This window comes from Roseateles asaccharophilus (genome assembly GCF_031458115.1).
Taxonomy (GTDB): Bacteria; Pseudomonadota; Gammaproteobacteria; order Burkholderiales; family Burkholderiaceae_C; genus Pelomonas; species Pelomonas asaccharophilus_A.
Genome location: NZ_JAVDXV010000001.1, coordinates 372,886 through 386,571, shown reverse-complemented (window position 1 = coordinate 386,571; position 13,686 = coordinate 372,886). Strand labels below are relative to the sequence as shown.

The following is a 13,686-nucleotide window of genomic DNA, read 5'->3' as shown; positions in this document are numbered from 1 at the left end:
GTGATGGCCGGACGACAAGCACTTGCAAGCCTCATGCCCGCCGCGATGCTGGGCTAACGCCCCGTTCGCTTGCGCAGCCGCGCCACGCCGGTCCGCGCGAGATCCAAAGATCGCCGGGCCGCATCCTGCAGCTGGTCGGCGGCCTCGGGCACCTTGTCCTGCGCCCAGGTCGCGGCCTGGCGCACGCTCTGCTCCAGCTGCGCCGCCGCCGTGCCCGCCGCGGCTTGCAGCTCCTGCGGCGTGGGCAGGCGTTCACGGGTCCAGTCGGCGGCGTCCTTGGCCGTCGTGCCCAGCTGCCCCGCGCCTGCCTTGGCGCCCTCCCAGGCTTTGCCGGCCGCGGCCTGCACGTCATCGGGGGACGGCAGGCGCTCGCGCGTCCACTCGACCGCATCCTTCGCCGTCGTGCCCAGTTGCCCGGCGCCCGATTTGGCTTCCTGCCAGACCTTGGCCAGCGCGCCGTCCGGTTCGTGAAGCAACAGCTCCAGCACGGTGGCCAGCGCCGCCTCCTCGGCCGCGGACAACGGCCCACCGGCCTCCAGCAGCGTGCGCAGGAAGCGGCCCAGGTCCGTCGCGATGGCCTGGTGGTTGCAGTCGGGGTTGGCATGCAGGAAGGCCGACAGCTCCGTCGCCATCTCCTCGACCGAGCCTTGCAGCACGCCGGGCTCGATGCGCGCGATGGCCTGGGTGACGAAGCCGGCGTCCAGGCCCCAGTCGTCCACCAGGTGCGCGACGAGCGCGGCGCGCTCGGCCGGCTCGATCGCGCCGTCCACCGCCGCCAGCCGCAGCGCCAGCGGCGCGATCAGGTCGAACAGCGCCAGGCCCAGCGTGTCCAGCGGCGTGTTCAGGAACTTGGGGATCTCGATGACGCGATCGCCCTTGGTGTTGCCCATCCAGCGGTACAGGCCGTAGCAGGCGCCGCCCGATGCAAGCGCGCCCAGGGCGATCCAGCCGATGGGCGTCGCCGCCGCACCCAGCCCCAGCAGGCCGGCCTTCGTCAGCGCCGCGCCGGCACCGGCCGCGCCCAGCACGTCCCAGATCTCGCGTGTGCGGTTGATCATGCGCAGCGACGCGTAGGCGTTCTCGCCGATGGCGAGCTTGGCCTTGAAGCGCAGGGGTTCGGCGACGACTTGTGCCACGCCCTCGAAGGCGACGACGGATCGGTTGGCTGTCACTGCGGCTCCTGTGCTGCGGGTCCCGGGATCAGAAGCATAGGCTGCAAGTCAGCCGAGGGACTGTGACCGGACCTAAAGGCTCGGAGCGAAGTGGTAGAGCGCGAACGCCACCAGTATCAACAGCGCCAACACCACGAACGCCCTTCCAAATCGGTTTCCGATCCAGAGCGTCACAGCGATGAAAGCAAACACGCCAGCGAGAAACAGGGCGCCTCGTACGCTGGTCAAATGACCGGAGAAAAGCCACAGCGCAATGCCCAGTGGCCCGGCAAATGGTGAAAGCGTCAGTAGAAGAAGGAATGTCCGACCCATGCGAAGCCGAGGAGCCACGAACGCAAGGATAGGAGGCAGTCCACCAGCGATGATCAACGACGTGCCGAGCAGGTAGCTCCAAGCCTGAGGCCAAGGCACCCAAACCCGTGGTTCTCCGCGAGAAGTGGGGGTTACGCGCACCGCGCCAGCCGTGATCGCCTCGTAGACGGCGACAAACAGCCAATACAGCGCCGGCAATGTCAGCAACGCAGCCATAAACCAGCCAACCATGAGGCCGGCACCTAGCTTCAATCCGATGTCGCCCTTGCTGGGGTTCTGGTTGTCGTCGCTCAAGCTGTCTTCTGGATGCCTCGCCGAAGCCAGCGACTTTGTCACAACGAACAGCCGGCCAGCTCCGATTCAAGTAACCGGCGCGGGATTGAACAGCACCAGCGCGTTGTGCAGCTTCCAGTGCTCGGCCCAGGTCTTCTTGCGGCCGGAGGCCACGTCCAGCAGCAGGCGGAACATTTCCCAGCCGGTCTCCTCGATGCTGACCTCACCGTCGGCGATGCGGCCGGCGTTGATGTCCATCAGGTCGTGCCAGCGGCGGGCCAGGTCGGTGCGGGTGGCCACCTTGACGACCGGGCATTCGGCCAGGCCGTAGGGCGTGCCACGGCCGGTCGTGAAGATGTGCATGTTCATGCCGGCGGCCAGTTGCAGCGTGCCGCAGATGAAGTCGCTGGCCGGCGTGGCGGCATAGACCAGGCCACGCTGGTCACGCCGCAGCTTGTCGCCGGGCGACAGCACATGGCTGATGGCCGAGCTGCCACTCTTGATGATGGAGCCCATCGCCTTCTCGGCGATGTTGGAGAGTCCACCGGCCTTGTTGCCGGGCGTCGTGTTGGCCGCGCGATCCACGCGGCCGCGGTCCAGGTAGCGGTCGTACCAGCCCAGCTCGTGGATGATGGCGTCGGCCACCTCGGGCGTGGCCGCGCGGCTGGTCAGCTGCTCCACGGCGTCGCGCACCTCGGTGTTCTCGCTGAACATGATGGTGGCGCCGGCGCGCACCAGCAGGTCGGCGCAGAAGCCCACGGCCGGGTTGGCGGTCACGCCCGAGAAGGCATCGCTGCCGCCGCACTGCACGCCGACGACCAGCTCGCTGGCCGGCACGGTCTCGCGGCGGCGGGCGTTGAGTCGCTCCAGGTGCGGCCTGGCGGTCTGCAGGATGTCGTCCAGCATGGACATGAAGCCCACGTGCGCGTCGTCCTGCAGGCAGACGGTCTCGGGGCCGGCGTCGGCGCCGCGCTCGTCGGTGATCGGGAACGAGCCCGGCGGCAGCAGCCGCGCGGGCTGCAGCTTCTCGCAGCCCAGGCTGACCACCATGACTTCGCCACCGAAGTTGGGGTTCAGCGAGATGTTCTTCAGCGTGCGTATCGGGATGATGGCGTCGGGCGCCTCGATGGCGACACCGCAACCGTAGCTGTGCTCCAGGCCGATGACGTCGTCGACGTTGGGGTACAGCGGCAGCAGCTCGGCCTTGATGCGCGCCACGGCCTGCGCGACGACGCCGGCCACGCATTGCACGGTGGTCGTGATGGCGAGGATGTTGCGCGTGCCGACCGAACCGTCGCGGTTGCGGTAGCCCTCGAAGGTGAAGCCTTCCAGCGGCTCGTGCACCGGCGGCTTCACGGTGGCGATGGGCAGGCCCTCCAGCGCGCGCGCCGACGGCATCTGCAGCAGGCGCTCGTGCACCCAGCTGCCGGCCGCGATGGGCTTGAGCGCATAGCCGATGGGCACGGCGTAGCGCAGCACCACCTCGCCCTCGGCGATGTCGCGCAGCGCGACCTTGTGGCCCTGTGGCACCTTCTCACGCAGCACCAGGCCGGCGCCCGGCACGCCGTCGGGGAGTTGCGTGCCTGCCGGCAGGCCACCGTCGTTGGCGACGATGGCGACGTTGTCCTCGTCGCGCATGCGGATGGTCAGGGGCGGGCGGCTGCTGGCGACTTCAGGCATGGCGGAACGGCAATCTGTTGCTACAGTGAATCTGGGCGTTGTACGTTGTCTAGTTGTCGTACAACTTACGTCACTTTAGACGGCGGCGCTTCCAAATAACTACGGGTCAACCCTTGAATCAACTCGCCGCACGTCGTCGCCCCCGCACCCTGGCCCTGGAAGTCGTGGAGTCGCTCGGCGAGCGCATCCGCGCGGGCCAGCTGCAGGCCGGCGACAAGCTGCCGACCGAGGCCGCCATCATGGAGGCCTTCGACGTCAGCCGCACCGTGGTGCGCGAGGCCATCTCCAAGCTGCAGGCGGCCGGGCTGGTCGAGACGCGCCATGGCATCGGCACCTTCGTCATCGGGCCCGGCGACGGCCCCTCCTTCAAGATCACGCCGGAGCAGTTCAGCACGCTGCAGGACGTCATCGCCGTGCTGGAGCTGCGCATCGGCCTGGAGACCGAGGCCGCCGGCCTGGCCGCCCAGCGCCGCACGCCCGACAACCTCGCGGCGCTGCGCAAGGCGCTGGACGCCGTCATCGCCGCGGTCGAGGCGGGCCAGGACTCGGTCGTGGCGGACTTCCAGTTCCACCTCGAGATCGCCCGCGCCACGCAGAACAGCCACTTCATCGACCTGATGGCCACGCTGGGCAGCCAGATCATTCCGCGTGCACGGCTGGAGCCCACCGCCGACATGAACGCGGAACGTCTGGCCTACATGCGCCGCGTGAACACCGAGCACGAGAACATCCTGGATGCCATCGCCAACCAGGACGTCGAGTCGGCCCGCGCGGCCATGCGCACCCACCTCTCCAACAGCCGCGAACGCCGCCGCAGAGCGACCGAGACCCCTCGCCCAGTCTCGCCCGGCTGAACGCCGGCGAGCCCAGTCGGTCCCCCACGGGGAAGGCGATGCTTGCTGCATTGAGACGCAAGCACATCGCCCAAGGCGGGCCGGCTTGGGAGCGGCCCGGCGCACGGCCCCGCAAGCTCCCCGATGCGTAAAGAAGCTCAGATCGCGGGTTTCCACCAAGATTCTCGAATTTGAATGAAGTTGTACGATGACCTACAACTTCAACACTCGGCGCTGCGCGAGCGGCTGTCGATTCCTTCATCCAAGACATTCCACGGAGACCCGCCATGTCGCCCCAAGAACTCAAAGCCGTCCTCGAAGCCGGCCTGCTGTCCTTCCCGCTGACCGACTTCGACAAGGACTTGAACTTCGCGCCCAAGGCCTATGCCGACCGGCTGGAGTGGCTGCAGCCCTACGGCGCCTCCGCGCTGTTCGCGGCCGGTGGCACGGGCGAGTTCTTCTCGCTGGAGCCGGGCGAGTACAGCGAGGTCATCAAGGTCGCGCTGGATACCTGCCGTGGCCGCACGCCCATCCTGGCCGGCGCCGGCGGTGGCACGCGCGTCGCCATCCAGTACGCGCAGGAGGCTGAACGGCTGGGTGCGCAGGGCATCCTGCTGCTGCCGCACTACCTGACTGAAGCCAGCCAACAAGGTTTGATCAACCACGTCGAGGCGGTTTGCAAAAGCGTGAAATTCGGCGTGGTGGTCTACAACCGCGGCGCCTGCAAGCTGACCCCGCAATCGCTGCAGATCCTGGCCGACCGCTGCCCCAACCTGATCGGCTTCAAGGACGGCCTGGGCGACATCGAGAAGTTCGTCGCCATCCGCCAGACGCTGGGCAACCGCTTCGCCTACCTGGGCGGCCTGCCCACGGCCGAGGTCTTCGCCGGTGCCTACAAAGCCATGGGCTGCCCGGTCTACTCGTCCGCCGTCTTCAACTTCATCCCGAAGACGGCGATGGAGTTCTACAACGCGCACGCGGCCAACGACACGGCCACGACCGACCGCCTGATCCGCGACTTCTTCCTGCCCTACATCGCGATCCGCAACAAGGCCGAAGGCTATGCGGTGTCCATCGTGAAGGCTGGTGCCACGCTGGTGGGCCACAGCGCCGGCCCGGTGCGCCCGCCGCTGAGCGACCTGCTGCCCGCCGAGGTCGATCAGCTGGGCGCACTGATCGCCAAGCTGGGCCCGCAGTAAACCCCCATCCCGCAAACAACGACTACCGGAGACACGAGATGAAGAAACTGCTGACCGCCCTGCTTCTGGGCACCGTGGCCGCCACCTCGACCCTGGCCGACGCCTGGCCCTCCAAGCCCGTCACGCTGCTGGTGCCCTTCCCGCCCGGCGGCTCCAGTGACTCCATCGCCCGCACGCTGGGCGCCAAGCTGCAGGAAGGCATCCCGGGCAGCAGCTTCGTCATCGACAACAAGGGCGGCGCCGGCGGCACCATCGGCATGACCGCCGTGAAGCGCGCGGCGCCGGACGGCTACACCATCGCCGTCTCGTCGCTGGGTCCGTTCGTCATCGGCCCGCACCTGATGAAGAACGTCGCCTACGACGCCACCAAGGACCTGGACTACATCAGCGTGGCCGTGCAGGCGCCCAACGTGCTGGTGGTGCCGGCCGCCTCGGCGCACAAGAGCATGGCGGACGTGCTGGCCTATCTGAAGGCCAACCCCGGCAAGATGAGCTTCGCGTCCAGCGGCAACGGCTCCAGCGACCACATCACCGCCGAGCTGTTCTGGCAGCAGACCGGCACCTCCGGTCTGCACATTCCCTACAAGGGCGGCGGCCCCGTCATGACGGACCTGCTGGGCAACCAGGTCGAGTCCAGCTTCATGAACATCAACACTGCGCTGCCGCAGATCAAGGCCGGCAAGCTGCGCGCGCTGAGCATCACGAGTGCCAAGCGTTCGCCGGTGCTGCCCGATGTGCCGACGCTGGAGGAGCTGAACATCAAGGGCCTGCAGGTCTATTCCTGGCAAGCCGTGGCCGCGCCCAAGGGCCTGCCCGCCGACATCAAGGCCAAGCTGCACGCCGGCATCGTGAAGGCGCTGAACGCGCCCGACGTGAAGCCCAAGCTTCTGGAACAGGGCTTCGAAATCGTCGCCAACACGCCCGAGCAGTTCACCGCCTTCCAGGCCGCCGAGTTCGCGCGCTGGAAGCAGGTCATCACTGAACGAAAAATCACGGCCGACTGATTCCCCATGAGCAGTAACACCCCCGTCATCAAGGAACTGCGTGTCGTCCCCGTCGCCGGGCGCGACGGCATGCTGCTCAACCTCAGCGGTGCGCACGCGCCCTTCTTCACCCGCAACATCCTCATCCTGACCGACAGCGCCGGCAACACCGGCGTCGGCGAGGTGCCCGGCGGCGAGAAGATCCGCCAGACGCTGGAGGACGCGCGTCAGCTGGTCGTCGGACAGCCGGTCGGCTCCCACCTCAGCGTGCTGCAGAAGGTCAGCCAGGCCTTCGGCGACCGCGACGCCGGTGGCCGCGGCCTGCAGACCTTCGACCTGCGCACCACCATCCATGCGGCCACGGCCATCGAGTCGGCCTTCCTGGATCTGCTGGGCCAGCACCTGGGACTGCCGGTGGCGGCCCTGCTGGGTGAAGGCCAGCAGCGCGATGCCGTCGAGATGCTGGGTTATCTGTTCTTCGTGGGCGACCGCAAGAAGACCGACCTGCCCTACCACTCGGAGCCGGGCGCGGACAACGACTGGTTCCGCCTGCGCCATGAAGCAGCGATGACGCCCGAGGCCGTCGTGAAGCTCGCCGAGGCCGCCCGCGAGCGCTACGGCTTCAACGACTTCAAGCTGAAGGGCGGCGTGCTGCGCGGCGACGAGGAAGTCGTCGCCATCCGCGCGCTGCACGAGCGCTTCCCCGATGCGCGCGTGACGCTGGACCCCAACGGTGGCTGGCTGCTGAAGGACGCGATCCGGCTGATGCGCGACATGAAGGGCGTGCTGGCCTACGCCGAAGACCCCTGCGGTGCCGAGGAAGGCTTCTCCGGCCGCGAGGTGATGGCCGAGTTCCGCCGCGCCACCGGCCTGCCGACGGCCACCAACATGGTCGCCACCGACTGGCGCCAGCTGAGCCACGCGCTGTCGCTGCAGAGCGTCGACATCCCGCTGGCCGACCCGCACTTCTGGACCATGGCCGGCTCGGTGCGCGTGGCCCAGACCTGCCGCGACTGGGGCCTGACCTGGGGCTCGCACTCCAACAACCACTTCGACATCTCGCTGGCGATGTTCACGCACGTCGGCGCCGCCGCGCCGGGCAAGGTCACGGCCATCGACACGCACTGGATCTGGCAGGACGGCCAGCGGCTCACGAAGGAACCGCTGCAGATCGTCGCCGGCCATGTGCAGGTGCCGAAGAAGCCCGGCCTGGGTGTGGAATTGGACATGGCCGAGGTCGAGAAAGCCCATGCGCTGTACAAACAGCATGGCCTCGGCGCGCGCGACGACGCGATCGCGATGCAGTACCTGATCCCTGGCTGGACCTTCAACCCCAAGCGCCCCGCGCTTGACCGCTGAACAAGAGAGAGCAGTACCCGATGTTCAAGAACCTGATTGCCGGCGAGTGGCAGGACGGCCACGCCGTCTCCCGCAACATCAACCCCTCCGACACGCGTGACGTCATCGGCGAGTACGCGCAGGCCGACGCCGCGCAGGCCGACCTGGCCATCGCCGCCGCCACGGCCGCCTTCCCGGCCTGGAGCCTGTCCACGCCGCAGCAGCGTTTCGACATCCTCGACGCCGTCGGCACCGAGATCCTGGCCCGCCGCGCCGAGCTGGGCGACCTGCTGGCCCGCGAGGAAGGCAAGACGCTGCCCGAGGCCATCGGCGAGGTCGTCCGCGCCGGCAACATCTTCAAGTTCTTCGCCGGCGAGGCGCTGCGCCCGGGCGGCGAGACGCTGCCGTCAGTGCGCCCCGGCGTCGGCGTGGACGTGACGCGAGAGCCCATCGGCGTCGTCGGACTCATCACGCCGTGGAACTTCCCGATCGCGATTCCCGCCTGGAAGATCGCGCCGGCGCTGGCCTTCGGCAACTGCGTCGTCTTCAAGCCGGCCGACCTGGTGCCGGGCTCGGCCTGGGCGCTGGCCGAGATTCTGTCGCGCTCGGGCCTGCCGGCCGGCGTGTTCAACCTCGTCATGGGCCGCGGCTCGGTGGTGGGCGAGAAGCTGCTGAACGACCCGCGCGTGGCGGCCATCAGTTTCACCGGCTCGGTGGCCACCGGCCAGAAGGTCGCGGCGGCCGCCGTCGCCCGCATGGCCAAGTTCCAGCTGGAAATGGGCGGCAAGAACCCGATGATCGTGCTGGACGATGCCGACCTGGGCGTGGCCGTCAACGCGGCCGTCAACAGCGGCTTCTTCTCCACCGGCCAGCGCTGCACGGCATCGTCCCGCCTCATCGTCACCGATGGCATCCATGACCGCTTCATCGCGGCCATGGTCGACAAGATGAAGACGCTGAAGATCGACGATGCCCGCAAGTCCGGTACCGACATCGGCCCGGTCGTCGACGCCGGCCAGCTGGGCCAGGACGTCGACTACATAGCCATCGCGCAAGGTGAAGGCGGCAGGCTGGCGCAAGGCGGCGAGCGTATCGAGCACAACGCCGACGGCGCGCCCGGCTTCTACCTCACGCCGGCGCTGATCACCGACACGACGGCCGCGATGCGCATCAACCGCGAGGAGGTCTTCGGCCCCGTCGTCAGCGTGATGCGCGCGAAGAACTACGAGGAGGCGCTGGCGCTGGCCAACGACTCGCCGTTCGGCCTCGCGTCCGGCATCGCCACCACATCGCTGAAGTACGCCACGCACTTCAAGCGCCACTCGCAGGCCGGCATGGTCATGGTCAACCTGCCGACGGCGGGCGTGGACTATCACGTGCCCTTCGGCGGCCGCAAGGGCAGCAGCTACGGCCCGCGCGAGCAAGGCCGCCATGCCGCCGAGTTCTACACGACCGTGAAGACGGCCTACACCCAGGCCTGATCAACCGCCTTGCCGGGCGATCCACGTGTCATACGCCTCCAGCGTCTTCAGCGGCCAGCTGCCCCACCACGCATAGCCGCGGCGGCGCTCGGCGCTGATGTCGTGCACGTCGTCGTGCAGGCTCTTGTCGCGGTCGCCGAACACGGGCTTCAGCGTCGTCGCGTCGTAGTAGCGCGACCACAGCGGCCCCGCACCGGGCTGCTCGATGAGCCGCTTGCCCTGCACCGCGTCCACCATGACCCAGGCGCGGTCCTTCACCGCGAGCTGCCTCAACATCGCGACGCCGCCCTTCACCGCGTCCACGACGGCCGGCGTCGGCTTGGGAATGCTCATCAGATAGGCCAGCACGCGGCCACTTTCTCCACTGCTCAAAGCAGGCGGCTCGTAGTTGCGCGCCGACGTGGGCGCCAGCGTCAACACATCGTGCTGCTGCGCCCACAGCGTGGGCTTGCCGTTGATGCGGATCTGCATCGCCAGCAGCAGCTGCACCGCGCGCGCCTCGGCGGCGGCCAGGTCGCTGCGCAGCGCCGCCGGCAGGAAGCCGAAGTCCGCCTCGCCACGCGAGGCCTGACCCAGCAGCTCCATGACGTCCGCCATCGCGTTGTCGTTCAGCGTGATGGCGTCGTGATAGCCGCCCTGCAGCGGCCACACCTGCGGCCAGCCGCCGTGCGGGTATTGCGCCGCCAGCAGATAACGCAGGCCGCGCTCGGCCGCCCACCGGTACGCCGCGCCGGCCTCGCCCGGGTGGGCTGCGGCCATGCGCGCCAGGAAGCGGAGCTCCCAGGTCGTCGCGTCGTTGTCGATGGTGCCCACGTAGCTCCAGCTGCCGGGCTTGTCGAAGTCGCCAGGCGTGGGCGCCTTGGGGTTGCCGTCGGCCACATAGGTCTGACCTGGCAGACGCGGCGCGGCGTTGCGGGCCTGGTTCTTGCCCCAGCCGCCGGCCGGCGTCTGGAAGCTGAGGATGTTGCGCGCCACGGTCAGCGCAGGTTCGCTGGCATACCAGTCGACCGGCTTGTCCAGCGGCATGCTGGCCGGGCTGTTGCCGCCGGCAGGCGAGACGGGCAGCTGGGCCAGCCCCTTGCGCTCGGCGGCCAGCGCAGCCTGGTCGGCCTGGCGCTGCGCGTCGGAGCGCGCCAGGTAGTCCTGCCACGCACCGCGCTGGGCCGCCGGCAGCGCCGCCACGCGCTGGGCCGTCAGCGGTTCGGCCGGCGGGATGACACCGATCTGCGCGGCAAAGGCCGACGCGGCAAAAGCCAGCGCGAGCGCGGCGGTGAGGCGGCTGAGGACGGGCATGACGGGTCGCGAAGTCAGGGTGGGCGGCAATGTAGAGGCTCGCCGGCGCCCCAACCCGGCTAATCTTGCGCCGCTCACATGCTTGATCGATACATGATCCAACGCCCGCCTCTGCTGATCGCTGCCCTGCTGTTGATGGGCGGTTGCGCGACACCGCCGCCACCATCCCCCGCGCCGCCGGCCGTGGCTCAGGGCCTGCAGCAGGCCTGGGTGCAGGCGGTGGCCGGCCCCGGCTGGGCCGTGCGTGCGCTGACCGGCGACGCGCAATGCCCCGCGCTGAGCTGGGCCACGGGCAGCCAGGCGATGACGGAGCGCAGCGCCCCAGGCGACGAGGCGCCGCCCCCCGGCAACAAGCAGCCCGAAAACAAGCCCACGAGCTTCACGCTGCGGGCCTGCGAGGCCGCCTGGCCGGCCGGCGCCGCCAGTGTGCAGGTCGAGGGTCTGACGCTGCAGGCGCCCGCGGACGAGCTACGCCGCATCGTCGTCATTGGCGACACCGGCTGCCGGCTGAAGGCGTCGGAGCGCGATTTCCAGGCCTGCAACGACGCCGCCGCCTGGCCGTTCGCCCGCGTGCTGGCGCGGGCCCAGGCGCTGAAGCCCGACCTGGTCGTCCACGTGGGCGACTACCACTACCGCGAGAGCGCCTGCCCGCCCGAGATGCCCGGCTGCGCCGGCAGCCCCTGGGGCTATGGCGATGACACCTGGCAGGCCGACTTCTTCCACCCCGCCCGCGCGCTGCTGGCCGCCGCGCCCTGGGTGTTCGTGCGCGGCAACCACGAGGCCTGCTCCCGCGCCGGCCAGGGCTGGCTGCGCTACCTGGACGCCGAGACCGGCCCGGCACGTGCCTGCCAGCCCCAGACGCCGCCGGGCGATGTCAATGCGGGGGACTTCACGGCGCCGTTCGCCGTGCCGCTGTCGCCGCGCAGCCAGCTCATCGTGTTCGATTCGGCCGAGGTCGGCAGCGCCACGCCGCCCGCCGGCTCCAAGGCCTGGACGGGCTGGCGGCGGCAGCTGGACCGTGTCGCCGAACTGGCTGGCGAGCGCGCGCAGAGCCTGTTCCTGAGCCACCACCCCAGCCTGGCCTTCAGCCCCAGCCTGCTGGGCCGGCCCGCCACGGCCCGCTCGGGCCTGACGCCGCTGCTGCAGGACGCCAACCCCGGCCGGCTGTTCCCCGCCGGCGTGCAGGCCACGCTGCACGGCCACCTGCACATCCACCAGCTGCTGGGCTTCGCCAGCAACCACCCGGCCAGTCTGGTCATCGGCAACGGTGGCTCTTCGGCGCAGGGCCGCATCGACGCCCGCGCAGCGCTGAAGGCCGAGCCGCTGCCCGGCGCCCGGCTGCAGACCTTCCAGAGCCACACCGAGTTCGGCTTCACGCTGATGACCGCCACGCCCCAGGGCTGGCAGATCCAGGCTTTCAACGCGCTGGGCCAGCCGTTGGCGAGCTGCGCGCTGGCGGGCCAGATGCTCAGGTGTTGAGCTCCCTGACTTCCGGCACAGCCCGGCCGCCGACAGCAGAAGTAACGGCCGCGTAATCCATCACTGCAAGGGCAAATTGAAGGGTTTCTGTCGGGTAAACCGTCCCAGCAAATTGGGGGGGAGGGCTACACTGCCCTCACCTGTCAAGCGGTTTCGACAGGATTTCGTTGATCAAAGGACTCGTGCTGATGAGCTCCAAATTCAAAGTCGCTGGTTGGGTCGCCCTCGGGGCCGTCGCAGGTGCTCTCACCACGATGCAACTTCAAGCCAACGCCCGCAGCAGCCTGTCGCCGCTGCCGCTGGAAGAAATGCAGCAACTCGCTGCCGTCTTCGGGCTGGTCAAGGCCGAATACGTCGAGGCAGTCGACGAGAAGAAGCTGATCAACGACGCCATCGGCGGCATGGTTGCCGGACTGGATCCGCACTCCCAGTTCTTCGACAAGAAGACCTTCAAGGAATTCCGTGAGGGCACGTCCGGAAAGTTCGTCGGCGTGGGCATCGAGATCGGCATGGAAGACGGCCTGGTCAAGATCGTCTCCCCCATCGAAGGCTCGCCCGCCTTCCGCGCCGGCCTGAAGAGCGGCGACCTGATCAGCCGCATCGACGACACCGCCGTGCGCGGCCTGTCCATCGACCAGGCCGTCAAGAAGATGCGCGGCGACCCGGCCACCAAGGTCAGCCTCACCATCTACCGCAAGGCCGAGAACCGCAGCTTCCCCGTCACCATCACGCGGGAAGAGATCAAGGTGCAGAGCGTGCGCGCCAAGGTGGTCGAGCCCGGCTACGCCTGGCTGCGCATCAGCCAGTTCCAGGACCGCACGGTCGACGACTTCGCCAAGAAGCTCGAAGAGATCTACAAGCAGGAGCCCAACCTCAAGGGCCTGGTGCTGGACCTGCGCAACGACCCGGGCGGCCTGCTGGATGCGTCCATCGCCGTGTCGGCCGCCTTCCTGCCGCGCGACGTCGAGGTGGTCTCCACCAACGGCCAGATCGCCGAGTCCAAGTTCAGCTACAAGGCCTCGCCGGAAGATTACCGCCGCCGCGGCAACGACGACCCGATCAAGCGCCTGCCCGCCGCGTTGAAGAACGTGCCGCTGGTGGTGCTGGTCAACGAGGGCTCGGCCAGTGCCAGCGAGATCGTGGCCGGCGCGCTGCAAGACCACAAGCGTGCCACCATCATGGGCGCGCAGACCTTCGGCAAGGGCTCGGTGCAGACCGTGCGCCAGTTGGGCCCGGAAACGGCGCTGAAGATCACCACCGCGCGCTACTACACGCCGGCCGGCCGCGCCATCCAGGCCAAGGGCATCACGCCCGACGTCATGCTGGACGAGACCGCCGAGGGCAACGTCTTCGCCGCGCTGCGCATGCGCGAGGCCGACCTGGAAAAGCACCTGGCCAACGGCCCCGAGGACAACGAGGCGCGCCAGAAGGCCCGTGAGGAAGCCCGCGTCAAGCTGGAAGCCGAGATGGCCAAGCGCAACGAGCCGCCCAAGCCGCTGCCCGAGTTCGGCTCGGCCGAGGACTTCCCGCTGGTGCAGGCGCTGAACAAGCTCAAGGGCCAGCCGGTCATCGCGTCCAAGGCGCCCCTGGAACAGAAAGCCGAGGCCAAGACGACCTCGACTCCATAACGACAAATACCTGAC

11 protein-coding genes are annotated in these 13,686 nt (G+C 68.8%); 7 read left to right on the top strand and 4 right to left on the bottom strand.

The genetic code is table 11. The annotated features are described in order from the left end of the window. Positions 1-53 precede the first annotated feature (53 nt). The 3 genes from J2X21_RS01705 to garD form a co-directional block, all read right to left on the bottom strand. Positions 54-1,172 carry a hypothetical protein gene (locus tag J2X21_RS01705; RefSeq protein WP_310324082.1) on the bottom strand — a complete coding sequence of 373 codons (1,119 nt, stop codon included), beginning with the start codon at positions 1,170-1,172 and terminating at the stop codon, positions 54-56. 72 nt (positions 1,173-1,244) lie between these two features. Continuing rightward, on the bottom strand, positions 1,245-1,778 hold the full coding sequence (locus J2X21_RS01700; protein ID WP_310324079.1) for a hypothetical protein: 534 nt from the start codon (positions 1,776-1,778) through the stop codon (positions 1,245-1,247). A 66-nt stretch (positions 1,779-1,844) separates the two neighbouring features. Beyond that, positions 1,845-3,437, bottom strand: a complete 1,593-nt coding sequence (gene garD / locus J2X21_RS01695) for a galactarate dehydratase (protein ID WP_310324078.1) — start codon at positions 3,435-3,437, stop codon at positions 1,845-1,847. Between the two features lie 113 nt (positions 3,438-3,550). Between garD and J2X21_RS01690 the strand changes: the two genes are divergently transcribed. The 5 genes from J2X21_RS01690 to J2X21_RS01670 all read left to right on the top strand — a co-directional run bounded on the left by J2X21_RS01690 (position 3,551) and on the right by J2X21_RS01670 (position 9,271). Beyond that, a complete protein-coding gene (locus J2X21_RS01690; protein ID WP_310324073.1) occupies positions 3,551-4,291 on the top strand; it encodes a FadR/GntR family transcriptional regulator in 741 nt (246 codons plus the stop codon). Between the two features lie 266 nt (positions 4,292-4,557). After that, the gene (gene kdgD, locus J2X21_RS01685; protein ID WP_310324071.1) at positions 4,558-5,469 is read left to right on the top strand and encodes a 5-dehydro-4-deoxyglucarate dehydratase; all 912 of its coding nucleotides are present in this window, start codon (positions 4,558-4,560) and stop codon (positions 5,467-5,469) included. A gap of 38 nt (positions 5,470-5,507) precedes the next feature. Then, complete coding sequence (locus J2X21_RS01680) at positions 5,508-6,473, top strand: Bug family tripartite tricarboxylate transporter substrate binding protein (RefSeq protein WP_310324068.1); 966 nt, start codon at positions 5,508-5,510, stop codon at positions 6,471-6,473. Between the two features lie 6 nt (positions 6,474-6,479). Further along, a complete protein-coding gene (gene gudD / locus J2X21_RS01675; RefSeq protein ID WP_310324066.1) occupies positions 6,480-7,811 on the top strand; it encodes a glucarate dehydratase in 1,332 nt (443 codons plus the stop codon). A gap of 20 nt (positions 7,812-7,831) precedes the next feature. Beyond that, a complete protein-coding gene (locus J2X21_RS01670) occupies positions 7,832-9,271 on the top strand; it encodes an aldehyde dehydrogenase family protein (RefSeq protein WP_310324064.1) in 1,440 nt (479 codons plus the stop codon). Here J2X21_RS01670 and pelA read toward each other — a convergent pair whose 3' ends face one another. Further along, positions 9,272-10,564, bottom strand: a complete 1,293-nt coding sequence (gene pelA, locus J2X21_RS01665) for a pectate lyase (RefSeq protein WP_310324062.1) — start codon at positions 10,562-10,564, stop codon at positions 9,272-9,274. Positions 10,565-10,657: 93 nt separating this feature from the next. Between pelA and J2X21_RS01660 the strand changes: the two genes are divergently transcribed. After that, positions 10,658-12,043 (top strand): metallophosphoesterase family protein, encoded by a 1,386-nt coding sequence (locus J2X21_RS01660; RefSeq protein ID WP_310324058.1) that lies wholly within the window; start codon positions 10,658-10,660, stop codon positions 12,041-12,043. A gap of 188 nt (positions 12,044-12,231) precedes the next feature. Beyond that, entirely contained in the window at positions 12,232-13,671 is a 1,440-nt protein-coding gene (locus J2X21_RS01655; RefSeq protein WP_310324055.1) for a S41 family peptidase, read from the top strand. Positions 13,672-13,686: the final 15 nt, after the last annotated feature.